Annotated in this window: 17 protein-coding genes and 1 tRNA gene; 7 read left to right on the forward strand and 11 right to left on the reverse strand. The window is 40.6% G+C overall.

Annotation, left to right across the window (positions count from 1 at the left end; translation table 11 throughout):
* The 4 genes from ACEW8U_RS05330 to ACEW8U_RS05345 all read right to left on the reverse strand — a co-directional run bounded on the left by ACEW8U_RS05330 (position 1) and on the right by ACEW8U_RS05345 (position 2264).
* Entirely contained in the window at positions 1 to 759 is a 759-nt protein-coding gene (locus tag ACEW8U_RS05330) for an SDR family NAD(P)-dependent oxidoreductase (protein ID WP_373521003.1), read from the reverse strand.
* Between the two features lie 7 nt (positions 760 to 766).
* A complete protein-coding gene (locus tag ACEW8U_RS05335; RefSeq protein WP_373521004.1) occupies positions 767 to 1225 on the reverse strand; it encodes an RES family NAD+ phosphorylase in 459 nt (152 codons plus the stop codon).
* Positions 1226 to 1237: 12 nt separating this feature from the next.
* On the reverse strand, positions 1238 to 1708 hold the full coding sequence (locus ACEW8U_RS05340) for an antitoxin Xre/MbcA/ParS toxin-binding domain-containing protein (RefSeq protein WP_373521005.1): 471 nt from the start codon (positions 1706 to 1708) through the stop codon (positions 1238 to 1240).
* Positions 1709 to 1784: 76 nt separating this feature from the next.
* Positions 1785 to 2264 (reverse strand): N-acetyltransferase family protein, encoded by a 480-nt coding sequence (locus ACEW8U_RS05345; protein ID WP_373521006.1) that lies wholly within the window; start codon positions 2262 to 2264, stop codon positions 1785 to 1787.
* Between the two features lie 112 nt (positions 2265 to 2376).
* On the opposite strand from ACEW8U_RS05345, the gene ACEW8U_RS05350 reads away from it, so the two are divergent.
* Complete coding sequence (locus ACEW8U_RS05350) at positions 2377 to 3153, forward strand: type III pantothenate kinase (protein ID WP_373521007.1); 777 nt, start codon at positions 2377 to 2379, stop codon at positions 3151 to 3153.
* Here the strand turns inward: ACEW8U_RS05350 and ACEW8U_RS05355 are convergent.
* Positions 3128 to 3853 (reverse strand): peptidoglycan DD-metalloendopeptidase family protein, encoded by a 726-nt coding sequence (locus ACEW8U_RS05355; protein WP_373521008.1) that lies wholly within the window; start codon positions 3851 to 3853, stop codon positions 3128 to 3130. The two genes, ACEW8U_RS05350 and ACEW8U_RS05355, sit on opposite strands and share 26 nt — an antisense overlap.
* A 22-nt stretch (positions 3854 to 3875) precedes the next feature.
* Here ACEW8U_RS05355 and ACEW8U_RS05360 point away from each other — a divergent pair, with 22 nt between their 5' ends.
* Positions 3876 to 4832, forward strand: a complete 957-nt coding sequence (locus ACEW8U_RS05360; RefSeq protein ID WP_373521009.1) for a pyridoxal-phosphate dependent enzyme — start codon at positions 3876 to 3878, stop codon at positions 4830 to 4832.
* 17 nt (positions 4833 to 4849) lie between these two features.
* Here ACEW8U_RS05360 and ACEW8U_RS05365 read toward each other — a convergent pair whose 3' ends face one another.
* Together ACEW8U_RS05365 and ACEW8U_RS05370 are read right to left on the reverse strand one after the other, a co-directional pair.
* Complete coding sequence (locus ACEW8U_RS05365; RefSeq protein ID WP_373521010.1) at positions 4850 to 5110, reverse strand: DUF2442 domain-containing protein; 261 nt, start codon at positions 5108 to 5110, stop codon at positions 4850 to 4852.
* 29 nt (positions 5111 to 5139) lie between these two features.
* Positions 5140 to 5652 (reverse strand): peptidylprolyl isomerase, encoded by a 513-nt coding sequence (locus ACEW8U_RS05370; RefSeq protein ID WP_373521011.1) that lies wholly within the window; start codon positions 5650 to 5652, stop codon positions 5140 to 5142.
* A gap of 163 nt (positions 5653 to 5815) precedes the next feature.
* Between ACEW8U_RS05370 and ACEW8U_RS05375 the strand changes: the two genes are divergently transcribed.
* Both ACEW8U_RS05375 and uvrA read left to right on the forward strand, forming a co-directional pair.
* The gene (locus ACEW8U_RS05375; protein WP_373521012.1) at positions 5816 to 6400 is read left to right on the forward strand and encodes a YqaA family protein; all 585 of its coding nucleotides are present in this window, start codon (positions 5816 to 5818) and stop codon (positions 6398 to 6400) included.
* 51 nt (positions 6401 to 6451) lie between these two features.
* Positions 6452 to 9268, forward strand: a complete 2817-nt coding sequence (gene uvrA, locus ACEW8U_RS05380) for an excinuclease ABC subunit UvrA (protein WP_373521013.1) — start codon at positions 6452 to 6454, stop codon at positions 9266 to 9268.
* Between the two features lie 386 nt (positions 9269 to 9654).
* On the opposite strand, the gene ACEW8U_RS05385 is transcribed toward uvrA, so the two are convergent.
* Positions 9655 to 10077: a VOC family protein gene (locus tag ACEW8U_RS05385; RefSeq protein WP_373521014.1), complete on the reverse strand. Its 423-nt coding sequence runs from the start codon at positions 10075 to 10077 to the stop codon at positions 9655 to 9657.
* Between the two features lie 169 nt (positions 10078 to 10246).
* On the opposite strand from ACEW8U_RS05385, the gene ACEW8U_RS05390 reads away from it, so the two are divergent.
* From ACEW8U_RS05390 to ACEW8U_RS05400, 3 genes are all read left to right on the forward strand, one after another.
* On the forward strand, positions 10247 to 11155 hold the full coding sequence (locus tag ACEW8U_RS05390) for a patatin-like phospholipase family protein (protein WP_373521015.1): 909 nt from the start codon (positions 10247 to 10249) through the stop codon (positions 11153 to 11155).
* Positions 11145 to 11762, forward strand: a complete 618-nt coding sequence (locus tag ACEW8U_RS05395) for a class I SAM-dependent methyltransferase (RefSeq protein ID WP_373521016.1) — start codon at positions 11145 to 11147, stop codon at positions 11760 to 11762. Before ACEW8U_RS05390 ends, ACEW8U_RS05395 begins: the two co-directional genes overlap by 11 nt.
* Positions 11763 to 11902: 140 nt before the next feature.
* Positions 11903 to 11977, forward strand: a tRNA-Val gene (locus ACEW8U_RS05400).
* A gap of 97 nt (positions 11978 to 12074) precedes the next feature.
* Here the strand turns inward: ACEW8U_RS05400 and ACEW8U_RS05405 are convergent.
* The 3 genes from ACEW8U_RS05405 to ACEW8U_RS05415 all read right to left on the reverse strand — a co-directional run bounded on the left by ACEW8U_RS05405 (position 12075) and on the right by ACEW8U_RS05415 (position 13423).
* Positions 12075 to 12299, reverse strand: coding sequence for a type II toxin-antitoxin system HicB family antitoxin (locus ACEW8U_RS05405; RefSeq protein WP_373521017.1), 225 nt, complete (start codon positions 12297 to 12299; stop codon positions 12075 to 12077).
* Positions 12300 to 12381: 82 nt separating this feature from the next.
* Positions 12382 to 13116: a hypothetical protein gene (locus ACEW8U_RS05410; RefSeq protein ID WP_373521018.1), complete on the reverse strand. Its 735-nt coding sequence runs from the start codon at positions 13114 to 13116 to the stop codon at positions 12382 to 12384.
* 76 nt (positions 13117 to 13192) lie between these two features.
* Complete coding sequence (locus ACEW8U_RS05415; protein ID WP_373521019.1) at positions 13193 to 13423, reverse strand: hypothetical protein; 231 nt, start codon at positions 13421 to 13423, stop codon at positions 13193 to 13195.
* Between the last annotated feature and the right edge of the window lie 130 nt (positions 13424 to 13553).

The raw sequence follows: 13553 nt of genomic DNA on the forward strand, positions 1-13553 counted from the left end.
TCAATGCACATAAGACCCCGCATTGATGTCGATGGTACATCCTGTAGCATGGTCAGCCAATCCCGAACAGAGTAATGTAACCATTGGTGCAATGTCCTTAGGTTCTGTCAATTGATTGAGTGCAATATCATTCAATGCAAACCCCTCTCCATATTGGGAGAGAATTTCATTAGCCATATCAGTTCTTGTAAATCCTGGAGCGATAAGAAACGCCTTGATCCCTTCCTTTCCATAATACCTGGCAATAGACCGGGTGTAGCTAACAATAGCGGCTTTGGAAGCTGCATAAGCCAAATAATCAGGAGTATCTCCCCTAAAGGCTGCCCGGGATGAGATGTTCACCAACCTGCCATTTTTGTTTTTACGGGCATGTTCTATGAATTCCTTGGAGATAATGGCCAACGCATTGATGTTGACATCCATGGTTTTATTCCAAACTTCCAACCAATCAGAAGTCTGTGCGTTGTCAGCCACACTGATTGCAATACCTGCATTATTTACCACCGCATCGATTTTTCCATAATTTTTCACCAATTCGGGAATCCAACCTGATACTAGACCCAGATTGGATAAATCACAAGGCGTCAGATGAGAAGGGTTCGGTAAACTCAGTTGTAGACTTTTCGCCTCTTCAACATTTTTGTTGAAATGAATTAGCACTTCAGCCCCTGAGTTGGACAACTGTTCCGATATGGCCCTTCCGATTCCTCTAGAGGCACCTGTGACAAGAATTCTATGGTTTTTTAGGTCGATATTCATATTTCAACTAATAGTTAACTTCAAAACTCACATCTTCTGTTTTTATAAGATTGACAGATTTATGGAATTCCTGATGAAGGGGATTGATCAATAGGTTAAATTCTTCCGAATAGTTACTTAATGGAATTCGGCAGGATGGCACTTTTAATATCGGCGAAATCATCGCTTTGGCCCATTCGGTACCAATCTGTTGTGTGGACGTAGGATAGGTTCTTCTTTTCCATTCATGGGGTAACTCAGCTGAATCCAGAAAAGGAATATCATCAATGATTTCCAATGTGACCAATATCCATTCAGATTTACTGACAACCGGACCTTTGATACTAAGCAGTTCTAAGAAATTTAGAGAAGCAACACTGCAACAATAAATCAATGGAGTCCCATAAAGATTCCATCTTCCTGCACCCATCCCAAAACCCAATGGAGATCTCCCCGCAATGTTTTCAATCAACCTGAAGACTTTCAAAATGTTTCCAAATTAGAGGAAATTACCCCATGAAAGGGCTTCCAAAGCTTGGTCAACCAATTCTAGACCATATGGATCTCTCATCATATCAGCTGGCTTTTTATGGCCCATAGCATGATTTGGGATGTAAAGCCACTCTGAAAATAGCGCCTCTGTCCCAAATATCCTGACACCTTTAGCGATCACTTTGTCCATATCTTTGATGGTTTTGGTCAATAATCTGGTCAATAATTTATCTTCCTTTTTCCAACGGAAAAGCGTACTGGGATCCACCTCCATCACCTCAGCCACATCATGCTGACTGTAATCCAAAAAATCAAATAGAACCTTGGTCTCGGAAAATGAGATGGTACCATCCAAATATGGATGTGGCTCTGACACCCTATCAGTAGGGGTCTTGAAGAAGTATTGAAGCTCTTGAATGTCAAGAATCGGAGGGTTATATTCGGAACTCATTTTTTTGATGGAGTACTTAACGGCCATTACGAGGATTATTTATTACCACATAAATATATAGATATTTTATCTTATTTACAATACAAGAATATTGCATTTGCAATTATTTTTCCAAAATTTCTTTGATTTCGTCAGCTTGTAAGTTACAATTGATCCATCCCTCATCAAGGTCTGCACCGTATTTTTGATAAAAATTGATAGCCGGTGTATTCCAATCCAAAACCTGCCACATCATCCCAGTGCAGCCATCTTCCAGACATTTGAGCATGGTCCTATCAAAAAGCATTTTTCCGGCACCTTTGCCCCTTTCTGTTTCAGTGACCACAATATCCTCCAAATAAAGTCGCCTGCCTTTCCAAGTGCTGTATCGGTAATAATAAATTGAAATACCAATGATTTCACCCGTGCTGTCATTAATCGCCACAAAAAACCCAAATACTGAATTTGGCCCAAAGCCATCCTCTTCCATCATTTGAACCGTATTGGTAACTTGTTCAGGCGCTTTTTCATAAACCGCCAATTCTCTCACCAATTCCAATACTCTTGGCAAGTCCTCAATTTTTCCCTCTCTAATTGTATACATACTGGAAAATTACCAAAAAACAGAAAAGCAAAAAATCAATTTATATATTTGGTGCCATTTAGAAATATCAAAACTCCTTCTTTACCGAACCTTTGACTAAACAGAGAAAAATATGTTTTTAGCGATTGATGCTGGTAATTCCAATATTGTTTTCGGCTTTTATGATGAAAATCAGAGGAAGTGGATCCATGAATTTAGAATCAATACCCAAAAAGGAATTTCTGTTTTAAAGCTGGAAAAGGATATCCATTTGTTCTTTTTGGAAAATGACATCAAAACCGATGAGATCTTGTATGTCGGAATATCTTCGGTAGTACCAGAAATCAATCCTGTAATTCAACAATTTTGCCGAGAATATTTAGAAAAGGATTGCTATCTAATCAATGGAAGGAGTTATAGCAAACTCAAAGTTTCTACCGCAAGGCCTAACGAAATCGGATCAGACCTGATGTGCAATGTTGCGGCTGCTTATGAAAAATTTTCAACAGGCTGTATCATTGTCGATTTTGGGACTGCTTTGACATTTACAGTAGTAGGAAATGATGGAAAAATCCTTGGAGTAAATATAGTTCCTGGGCTTAAAACCGCCATAAAATCATTATTTACCAACACCTCGAAGCTTCCCGAGGTCGAATTGAAAATGCCACAATCAGCTTTGGGCAAAAATACCATTCATTCGATTCAGGCCGGGGTATTATACGGCTATACAGGATTGGTCAAAGGAATGCTGGAAACCATTCAACAGGAAGTTGGCCATCAATGCCGGGTGATTGCTACAGGTGGATTGTCATCTATTTTGACCACGTTGAAAGATTCTTTCGAACTTGTGGACAGGAACTTGACTTTAGAGGGAATCAGGTTGATTACCTTGAAGAATGTCCAACCATAAGATTCGGGTCAGGGCAAATATTTTTGAATTTTTCAATCTCCCTATGGGAACACACACCTGGAAAATCGCCCCAATTCCCCAATAAATCCCACATCAGTTGAAAATGTAAATGTGGCGGCCAATCGCCGTTCTCAGGGAAAGGTCCCAAATGACAGAATTTTTCTCCTTTGGAAATGGTCTTTCCAACTTCCAGATGATCCAAATCGGTAAGCTTGAGATGGCCATACAAACTGTATAGCGTCTCCCCTTTGAGCTGGTGTTCCAAAATAATGGTAGGACCATAATCACCAAAACCCTGATTATTTTGAAAGGAATAAACTTTCCCGTCCATTGGGGAATAAACTGGGGTTCCCGCCTCCGCCCATACGTCCACTCCTAAATGAATATTTCTGAAATCTTCCAGATCAGTCGCAAAAACCTCACTCCGTTGATAGATAGCACGGTGTTCAAAATATCCACCAATGCCATATCTCTTTTGGGAGTTGGCCAGTTTTTTGAAAACATATTGGTTGAATTCCGCGGTATCTGAAAGGTTGATATTCTTCAATTCCAGATTAGCAGGCGAAAAATCCATGGCAAGCGTATTGGACTGATCTAAATATTCTCCCATCAAAGGAAAAATATCTACTCCCTCAAGGAGTATTTCAAGAGAAGGTCTGATTTTCATGGCTTGCAAGTTAAATATTTTGTCCGTTTTCATACCTTCCCTTATCTTTAAAACCATGAATGAAAAAATGAATTTTCCGACCCTAGAAGATATCAAAGCGGCACACCAACGAATTCAGCCCTTTATCCATAAAACACCCCTATTGACTTCAGAAGCCATTGATAAAATTGCAGGTTGTCAGATTTATTTCAAATGTGAAAACTTCCAAAAAGTCGGTGCCTTCAAAGCGCGAGGTGCTGCCAATGCAGTGATGAAACTGACAGATGACCAAAAATCCAATGGTGTTGCCACGCATTCCAGTGGTAACCATGCCGCAGCTTTGGCAAGGGCAGCCTCAGTAGCCGGCATCAAATCCTATATTGTCATGCCATCCAATGCACCGGAGATCAAAAAAAAGGCTGTAAAAGGCTATGGTGGCGAAATCATAGAATGTGTACCAACCCTGGAAGCGAGGGAAACCACACTTCAAGAAGTAGTAGATAGAACAGGCGCTGTATTTATTCCACCGTATGATTTTTTGGATGTGATAGAAGGTCAGGCCACCTGCGCATTGGAAATGTGGGAAGAAGGGATAGCTTTTGATACCATCATGGCCCCTGTCGGAGGTGGTGGTTTATTGGGGGGAACAGCACTTACCACGAAATATATTTCACCCAACACCAAAGTAATCGCAGGAGAACCTGAAGGAGCAGATGATGCTTCCCGTTCCTTCAAAGCCAAAAAATTGATTCCCATGGTCGGTCCAAAAACCATCGCAGATGGATTGCTGACTTCTGTAGGAAAAATCAATTTTGAGATCATCATCCAATACGTTGATGATATCCTGACTGTCAGTGACCAGGAAATCATTGAGGCAATGCGGTTGATTTATGAAAGAATGAAAATCGTGATCGAACCAAGTTGTGCAGTCCCGCTAGCGGCTCTCTTGAAAAACAAAGAAATGTTCAAAGATCAAAAAGTGGGGATTATACTTTCGGGGGGAAATGTAGATTTGGGGAAATTGCCATTCTAGGGGTTTCAAGTAGGCATTTATGCTTGTTGACGGGAAATAACTTGATCTTCAGATTTCAATTCCTTTAGATAATTTGGACAAAAATCATATCCGTTTTTCCATGATATTCCTCCTCCCGGCTCTATAAAAACCTCTTTGAATTTATTATAATCCAATAATTCTTTGGTAAATCCTTTGCCAAGAAATGGCCTGAAATTAATGGTTTTTTCTTCTCCATCTTTGAATTTCAGCCAAATTCGAAAATCTTCCAATACTAACAACTCGATAACTTCATTCATTGAAATATTAATTTAAAGGTTCTATCTTTTCAATGCTGATGCCCCCCCGCTCCATGCACATGCCCGTGATCGATTTCTTCAGGTTCCGCATCCCTTACAGAGACAATTTCCCCTGAAAAATAAAGGTCAAATCCTGCCAAAGGTGAATTGAAATCCATATGTACTCCCTTGTAATCTACTTTTAAAATTTCCCCTCGCATTTGATTCCCTTGGTCATCCTTCATGGTAATTACTTTTCCAACTTTCAACAAGTCTTTTGCCTTTTTGCCATCTTCTTTAAAATTGGCCTTGGGTACAATCACCTTCTTGCTCTCATCATAATCGCCATAGCCATTTTCAAAATCAATGAACACCTCAAATTGATCTCCCGCTTCTTTCCCCTCAAATGCCGCTTCCAATGCCGGAAGTACATGGCCCGTGCCATAAAGGAAATAGAATGCCTGATCCTTTTTTACACTTTCAAAAAACGATTTCCCACTTTCTCCATCATCTACATGTAGTTCATAGCTGATCGCGACTACTTTATTTTTCTCTATTTTCATGATTAATCTTGGTTGACAATTTGTATTCAAAGAAAGTGAAAAATGCATCATTGAGTTCCTATTCACCAATATTTTATAGAGATTCCCAAAAATCTTGAGAATCGAAGTTCCAAAAATGGATAGGCTCCAACTTTCCTCTATATTTAACTTACAAAACCCATCTATGGAAAAGAAGGAATTTTTAGATGATAAAACACGCTTTTTGATCAGGAATATTCTGAAAGGATTTCTTTATCTGGCGATTTTGATAGTTATTTTTTTACTCATCAAAAGCTATTTTTCAGAACAGGAACGAATGGAATGGTTTGGGGATATTTATGACAATGTGCTGTTGGTCATGTCTGTGTTTGTAGCTTCCGAGATTCTTTTTGGCATCATTCCTCCTGAAGTATTTATGCTTTGGTCTCTAAAAACAGGTTTGATTGGGAGCTATTTTACAAGTATAGGACTACTTTCAATTATTTCTTACCTCGCGGGTTTTACCAACTTCACCATTGGAATTTTTGCAAAGGATAAAAGCAAAATTCTAAATGGTAGCAACAAGATCATTCGAAAGTACAAGATACTTTTTCAAAAATATGGGACGCATTTGGTTATTGTTGCCTGTGTTAGCCCGCTTCCATTTTCAGCCATCTCTCTACTTGCCGGTGCCGGTGGGATGGACAAAAAAAAATATCTATGGTACAGCCTCCTCAGAATTGTAAGGTTTTTTGTTTACGCCTACGTTTTATATAAAATTGAAGCCTAATCTTTCCAACAAATTACCATTTCATCTGTTGATTGGGTAACTTTGCAGGTTATGAGTGTAAGTACTGAATTCGAGTCCCCTTCCGTAGATACCCTTGATCCCAAGGAATATATTATCATCAAAAATGCCAAGGTCAACAATCTCAAAAGCCTTAGCGTGGCCATCCCCAGGAATAAACTGGTAGTGATAACCGGGCTTTCGGGTTCGGGAAAGTCCTCGTTGGCTTTTGACACGCTTTTTGCCGAAGGACAGCGAATGTATGTCGAAAGCCTCAGCAGCTATGCCCGTCAGTTTTTGGGTAGAATGGAAAAACCCGACGTGGAATATATCAAAGGCGTTTCTCCCGCCATCGCCATCCAACAGAAGGTAAGCACCAAAAATCCCCGCTCAACGGTCGGGACTACAACAGAAATATATGATTACCTGAAATTACTGTTCAGCAGGATTGGAAGAACCATATCCCCTGTCAGCGGTGATGAAGTGAAACACCACACGGTTACAGATGTGGTTGATTTTATCCACAGTTTTGATGAAGGAGACAAAGTCATGATTTCGTGCCCACTTCATTTGACTCAAGGTCGATCAAGGAAGCAGGAACTGGAATTATTGCTCCAAAAAGGCTTTACCAGAGTTTTGGTAAATGGAGATCCATATTTTCTGGAAGATCTGGTTGGAAGTTCCGATTTGCCAAAGGGAGAATATGAAATTTTGATTGATAGGGTTTCCATTCAAAAGGAAGACGAAGACAATCGGTTCAGAATAGCTGATTCTGTCCAAACAGCTTTCTTTGAAGGTCATGGAGATTGCACCATTTTGATCCCTGAGAAAACCAAAAGAACATTTACCGACCGATTTGAACTCGATGGAATGAGTTTCGAGCTGCCTACGGTTAATTTTTTCAGTTTCAACAATCCCTATGGTGCCTGCAAAACCTGTGAGGGCTTTGGGTCCGTTTTGGGAATCGACCCTGACTTGGTCATTCCTGATAAAAGCATGTCTGTTTATGAAGGTGCGATAGCCCCATGGAGAGGGGAAAGTTCTTCCAAATGGCTCGAACCTTTGGTTAAAAAGGGTATCTACTTTGATTTCCCCATTCATAGGGCCTATGAGGATTTGGATGAGGTACAGAAAGAACTCATTTGGACAGGAAACAAACATTTCAAAGGATTGAATGATTTCTTTGCTGACCTGGAAACCAAAACCCATAAAATCCAATACAGGGTCATGTTATCCCGATTCAGAGGAAGGAAGACTTGCCCGGATTGTAGAGGAACTAGGTTGAGGAAAGATGCTTCTTTTGTGAAAATCAATGGTAGGTCCATCACGGATATCGTTTTACTCCCCATCGAAAAAGCTTTGTGGTTCTTTCAGGAAATTGAAATTTCTGATTCTGAAAGGAAAGTGGCCAACAGGCTTTTGAAAGAAATCCTGAACAGATTGGAATATATAGACAAAGTAGGTTTGGGCTATTTGACCTTGAACCGCTTGACCTCTTCACTCTCAGGAGGGGAGTTCCAACGAATCAAATTGGCAACATCATTGGGTTCTGCTTTGGTGGGTTCCATGTACATATTGGATGAGCCAAGTATTGGATTGCACCCGAGGGATACAGATCGATTGATTGAGGTGTTGAAAACTTTGCGAGATCTTGGCAATACCGTGATTGTGGTTGAGCATGAGGAAAAAGTCATGAAAGCCGCAGATCAGATCATTGACATTGGACCGGAGGCAGGGGTTAAAGGTGGACACTTGGTTTTTCAGGGAGACCTTCAAGAATTATTGATTCATGGGAAAAGCTATACGGCGCAATACTTAAAAGGGGAGGAAAAAATTCAAGCGAAGGATTATAATAGGAAATGGAAAGACGCTGTCTCAGTCAAAGGTGCAAGAGAAAACAACCTTAAAAATCTAACTGTTAAATTCCCGCTACATACCATGACTGTGGTCACAGGAGTAAGCGGTTCAGGTAAATCCACTTTGGTCAAAAAAGTACTCTATCCTGCTTTGGGCAAAACATTGGGAACTGTAATTGACGAAACAGGTAAATTTGACAAACTCGAAGGGGATTATAAAAAAATCACCCAAGTGGAATTTGTAGATCAAAACCCTATTGGCAAATCCTCCCGATCCAATCCCGTTACCTATGTCAAGGCCTACGATGCAATCAGAACTTTGTATTCCGATCAGACACTTTCAAAACAACGTGGATATAAACCTGCATTTTTCAGCTTCAATGTAGATGGTGGAAGATGTGAAGCCTGTCAGGGAGAAGGTACGGTTACGGTGGAAATGCAATTTATGGCGGATATTCATTTGACCTGTGAGTCCTGTAAAGGAAGACGCTTCAAAAATGAAATCCTTGAAGTCAAATACAAGGACAAAGACATCGCTGACATTCTAGACATGACTATTGATGAAGCCATGGATTTTTTCAAAGGCAAAACTCAGATCATCAACAAACTGCAACCACTTCAGGAAGTTGGCTTGGGCTATATTGGAATGGGACAATCCTCCAATACGCTTTCAGGAGGTGAGGCGCAACGGGTTAAATTAGCTTCATTTTTAGGTAAAGGCGGAACCAAATCCGGTGACCATATCCTGTTTATTTTTGATGAACCTACCACAGGCCTCCACTTTCATGATATCCGCAAACTCCTACATTCAATCAATGCTTTGATAGAACAGGGTCACTCAGTCATCATCATCGAACACAATACCGAAGTGATCAAAGCAGCGGATTGGGTTATTGATCTAGGTCCAGAAGGTGGAGAAAAAGGAGGGCATATCACCTTCGAAGGAACCCCAGAAGCCCTGATGGAAACCGAAGGAAACTACACCGGCAAATACCTAAGAGAATCTTTTCAGTAATTTAAAAAAGTTATTTGTTTTCCTTTATGTCATTCTGAGTCCCCAACATAATTAAAATGTTCAGAAAAGGAATGACATTGGGTTTCTCCTACCTTCGGCAGGCAGGCGTCATCCCGAGGCACTAGGAATCTCCAGAGGTTCTATTTATGTTGATTTTATCATTTAATGTTCCTCAGGAGACCCTTCCTACAGGGTGACGGCCGCTCCGGTTTACGTCATTGGTAGGTACGTGGAATCTCAAAAGGTCCTATTTGTGTTCAAATTTATTATTTCCTGAACCTCGAGAGATGCTTCCTGCGTCAGCAAGACGGCTGCTCCGATTTAGGTCATCAGTTAAGCAAGAGATGTCAGTTAACTTTTGATTGTTGTTGTGCCTTAACAAGCCCTCACTTCGCAAAAATCTGCCCTTCATCCTGAAAGGATTTGAATTCAAGCGCATTGCCCGAAGGATCAAGAAAAAACATGGTTGCCTGTTCTCCCACTTCACCTTTGAATCTGATATACGGTTCAATTACAAATTCCATTCCATGGCCTCTGAGTTTATCTGCCAAAGCATGCCATTCCTCCCAAGGTAAGATCGCTCCAAAATGTCTGACAGGAACATTTTTGCCATCCACTTCATTCGCCTTGGCCAAATTCAGTTCCTCAGGTTTGACATGGGCGGATAACTGATGCCCAAAAAAATTGAAATCTATCCATTTTTCAGTACTTCTTCCGATGTCACATCCCAACAAGTCGCCATAAAACTTTCGGGTTTCCTCAATGTCCCTGATGGGAAATGCAAGATGAAAAGGCTTGAATTGACTCATAATTGATTAATTTCGTTTTGGGAATTAGTTGGAAAGATCGGGTTTAAATTATTATTTTCATAATAATCCGCAATGATACAAATAATCCAATATTTGTGAATACCATATGGTAAAACACCAAAATTCACGTCACTTCGGACTTTGGTCTTCTAACTATTTAATTTAAACCATGAGCAAAAAAACAGTTTCACTGGTATTATCGAGTGGTGGTGCCCGGGGAATGGCGCATATAGGAGTAATCGAGACATTGGAAGAATCAGGCTATGAAATTGTCTCCATTGCAGGTTCCTCAGCAGGGGCATTGATTGGCGGAATGTATGCTGCCGGTAACCTTCCCAAGTTTAAGGACTGGATATGCAACTTGGATAGAGTTGATGTTTTTTCCCTAATGGACTTCACGATATCCAGTAGAGGGTTTATCAAAGGAGAAAAAGTTTTCGGCGAGCTCAAGAAGCTAATTGCAGATAGTCATATTGAGGATTTGAGCATTCCTTTTGTCTGTACAGCAGTGGAAATACCTTCCGGAAAAGAACATGTTTTCAGAAAGGGAAGCTTATATGCCGCAATTCGGGCATCAGTTTCAATACCTACGGTACTCACTCCTGCAAAAATCCATGGAAAGGAATATATAGATGGCGGCATTTTGAACCCCATTCCCCTGAGCCTTTTGCCAAAGGAAAAACGGGGCGAAATAGTTCTTGCTGTAGACCTCAATGGACCAAAAGAGGCATTTATAGATTTAATGGAGAACAAGGATAAAATTCTTCTGCCCTCCACATTCAGCAAATTACCAAACTGGATGGTCGATTACCAAAAGAAATTTTCAGCTTATTTTTCTACATTGGAAAAAGATGAAAAACCAAAGGGAATGGGTTTTATAGACCTTATGAACTATTCCTTTGATATCTTACAGGACAAGTTTTCCGAAATGGTATTGGAAAAGCATCAAGTGGATATCATTGTAGAAATTTCAAGAATCCAAGCCAAGACTCTTGAATTCCATAGGGCATCGGAAATGATTGAAATTGGGAAACAAAAAACCCTAAAGGCCATAGAGCGATTTGAAAATGAACATTAAAGAACTGAATCAACTTCTAGGGAATGTGGACATCTACCTCTTGGATCAGATACTGAAAGGGAGGTTCAACAAATCTATGAAAATCCTGGATGCCGGTTGTGGTGAAGGCAGGAACACCATTTATTTTTTAAATCAGGGTTTTCAGGTATTCGGAGTGGACAGTAATCCAACAGCCATACAGATGGCGAGGATATATTCCCATACCATCCAAAAGGATTTTGATATCTACCGGTTTCAGACCTCAACCATTGAGGATATTCCCTTTCATCAGGGTGCCTTCGATGCACTTATCAGTTCTGCGGTGTTGCATTTTGCAAAAAGTGAAGCGCAGTTTTTTAAGATGATGGATGAGATGATGCGGGTTTTGAAACCCGGAGGAATCTTCTTTCTAAGAATGACAACTGCCCAAGGTGGGATTTTGGAAAATTCTCCTAATTTGGGTGATGGCGTTTACTTGCTACCTGATGGAACAGAGCGGTTTCTTTTGACTGAAGAATTAGAAAAGGAGGTTATTGCAAAATACAACCTAACCTATCTCGAACAACCCAAGTCCGTCTTAGTTCATGGGTTGAGGGCGATGGGGGTTTTTGTTTGGGAAAAAGGGTGATTGGGAAGGAAGTTGGGGGATTGATTGGAAAATTTTAAAATTTTAAAATTTGAAGATTGGCTCCTCCCCCTTTGAAATCCCAAAATCATTCCTGATTTTAGCATCCTCAAATGGTTTGGGGCGTTGCATGTTTTATTATTGGGATCTTAGCTCAGTTGGTTTAGAGCGCTGCTTTGACAGAGCAGAGGTCATGGGTTCGAATCCCTTAGGTCCCACTTTATTTTTTAGATGCGAGATGCGAGAAATGAGAAATTAGACTCCCTACAATTTCTCCTTAAAATATTTGATATAAAATTAGTATTAACGCGCCCATCAGATAGCGATTTGGACTTGAGTAACAAGAACTTCGTTGTGGAATTTTTCTTTAACTTTCTGCTCTGAGGCAGTTTCGAAAAATAGTTCAAGTGCTTCGATTAGGTTGGCCCGGGCCTCTTCAATAGTTTCTCCCTGACTGGCAACATCCAGTTCCGGGCATAAACTTACATATCCATCACCCTCTCTTTCGATAATCGCTGTTAATTCCCTTTTCTGTTTCATGATTGGAATTTAATGCTTTTGTGGATATGCTCCTAACAGAAGCCTGTCCATAATATTCAGTTCATTTATACACTGGTAATTTTCATTCCCTCACGATTTTAATGATATCCTCAATTTCTTTTAAGTCTGGTATGTCCGTGTTTGTTACATAGTAATGTTCAAACACAAAGCCGCCTAAGTTGTTGCATTTTTTTATTCCTGTCTCAATGAATGTTCCCACGGCAACGTCCATTGGCACCAACACGGTCAGCCCGACAAATTTGTCTGCCGGATCTTGGGTTTCAACAATGCAGTTTAAGTCATTGGCCACAAGGTTTACCTCCTCTTTTATTATATTCTTTTGTGCAATGGTAAAGGGTTTGTCCGAAACTGGCAGCATGAGAAAGTAAAATCTCATTTTGTCTTTTAATCCACCAAGTCCACTGATGATAAAGCCTTTATTTTCATCCAACAGCATGCTTTCAAGGAGCATTCTGCATTCTTGTAATGCCATAACTGCCCATTTTCTAAGGTCATTGTCGGGACGCTGGTAATATTTTTCGATTTGGCGGTATGCAGTAATTGTCCCCAGATGAGCTAACAGCGTCATTGCTTTTTTCTTTCCATCTATTTCCGTCCGGGTGTCACAGAGAATGTGGCCCAGATTGATGGTCTCCGTCTCGGTCAGTTCGCCAAGGTCAAATGAATGGGAATAGTCAAGGTATTCTTTTTGAGTTTGAAAATCGACCCCCTCTTCCAGAATGTCAAACTTGTCAGGAATTCCGTCTAAGAAATTCTGTATGTCCTCATATTTTTCTTTCATAATCTTGTGTAGCATTTTTTTTTGCGCATGTTAGGATAGGGATGTCGCCCAACTTGCTTAATATATTCGATTAGAAGTCCTGCAACTCTTCTCATTTCTCCTTTTTCTTGTCGCCTTCATTCAATTGCAAAGCAGTTTTGGCATTGAGTGAAGTGACTACATTTTTCCCGGTTTTTGCTTCCAGGTCTTTGCGTGCAACATTTGCGACATTACCACCTTGTTTTGCCTTGCCAACGATCTTAAACGTGGCGACCTTCTGGAACGACGAACTGAAATGCTCGTTCACGAACTTGCCCACTGAAGGGTCGGCTAGGGCGTTCACACGGAGCGCCTCGGCATTGTTTCAGGTCAAGGTCGGGTCTTCGAAATGACCCGAGACGTGCAAGATCATGACAAGTTTTTCGTCCTTTTTCGCTTGCTTCGCGGCATCGGCCGGCGAGTCCTCGAAGTGG

The organism is Aquiflexum sp. (assembly GCF_041751335.1).
Lineage (GTDB): Bacteria > Bacteroidota > Bacteroidia > Cytophagales > Cyclobacteriaceae > Aquiflexum.

What these genes read in the sequence shown, in the direction of transcription:
- ACEW8U_RS05390 (WP_373521015.1), top strand. Translation starts at nt 10,247, where the DNA reads ATGAGCAAAAAAACAGTTTCACTGGTATTATCGAGTGGTGGTGCCCGG.
- ACEW8U_RS05345 (WP_373521006.1), bottom strand. Translation starts at nt 2,264, where the DNA reads ATGTATACAATTAGAGAGGGAAAAATTGAGGACTTGCCAAGAGTATTG.
- ACEW8U_RS05365 (WP_373521010.1), bottom strand. Translation starts at nt 5,110, where the DNA reads ATGAATGAAGTTATCGAGTTGTTAGTATTGGAAGATTTTCGAATTTGG.
- ACEW8U_RS05395 (WP_373521016.1), top strand. Translation starts at nt 11,145, where the DNA reads ATGAACATTAAAGAACTGAATCAACTTCTAGGGAATGTGGACATCTAC.
- ACEW8U_RS05360 (WP_373521009.1), top strand. Translation starts at nt 3,876, where the DNA reads ATGAATGAAAAAATGAATTTTCCGACCCTAGAAGATATCAAAGCGGCA.
- ACEW8U_RS05340 (WP_373521005.1), bottom strand. Translation starts at nt 1,708, where the DNA reads ATGGCCGTTAAGTACTCCATCAAAAAAATGAGTTCCGAATATAACCCT.
- uvrA (WP_373521013.1), top strand. Translation starts at nt 6,452, where the DNA reads ATGAGTGTAAGTACTGAATTCGAGTCCCCTTCCGTAGATACCCTTGAT.
- ACEW8U_RS05410 (WP_373521018.1), bottom strand. Translation starts at nt 13,116, where the DNA reads ATGCTACACAAGATTATGAAAGAAAAATATGAGGACATACAGAATTTC.
- ACEW8U_RS05330 (WP_373521003.1), bottom strand. Translation starts at nt 759, where the DNA reads ATGAATATCGACCTAAAAAACCATAGAATTCTTGTCACAGGTGCCTCT.
- ACEW8U_RS05370 (WP_373521011.1), bottom strand. Translation starts at nt 5,652, where the DNA reads ATGAAAATAGAGAAAAATAAAGTAGTCGCGATCAGCTATGAACTACAT.
- ACEW8U_RS05355 (WP_373521008.1), bottom strand. Translation starts at nt 3,853, where the DNA reads ATGAAAACGGACAAAATATTTAACTTGCAAGCCATGAAAATCAGACCT.
- ACEW8U_RS05375 (WP_373521012.1), top strand. Translation starts at nt 5,816, where the DNA reads ATGGAAAAGAAGGAATTTTTAGATGATAAAACACGCTTTTTGATCAGG.
- ACEW8U_RS05350 (WP_373521007.1), top strand. Translation starts at nt 2,377, where the DNA reads ATGTTTTTAGCGATTGATGCTGGTAATTCCAATATTGTTTTCGGCTTT.
- ACEW8U_RS05385 (WP_373521014.1), bottom strand. Translation starts at nt 10,077, where the DNA reads ATGAGTCAATTCAAGCCTTTTCATCTTGCATTTCCCATCAGGGACATT.
- ACEW8U_RS05405 (WP_373521017.1), bottom strand. Translation starts at nt 12,299, where the DNA reads ATGAAACAGAAAAGGGAATTAACAGCGATTATCGAAAGAGAGGGTGAT.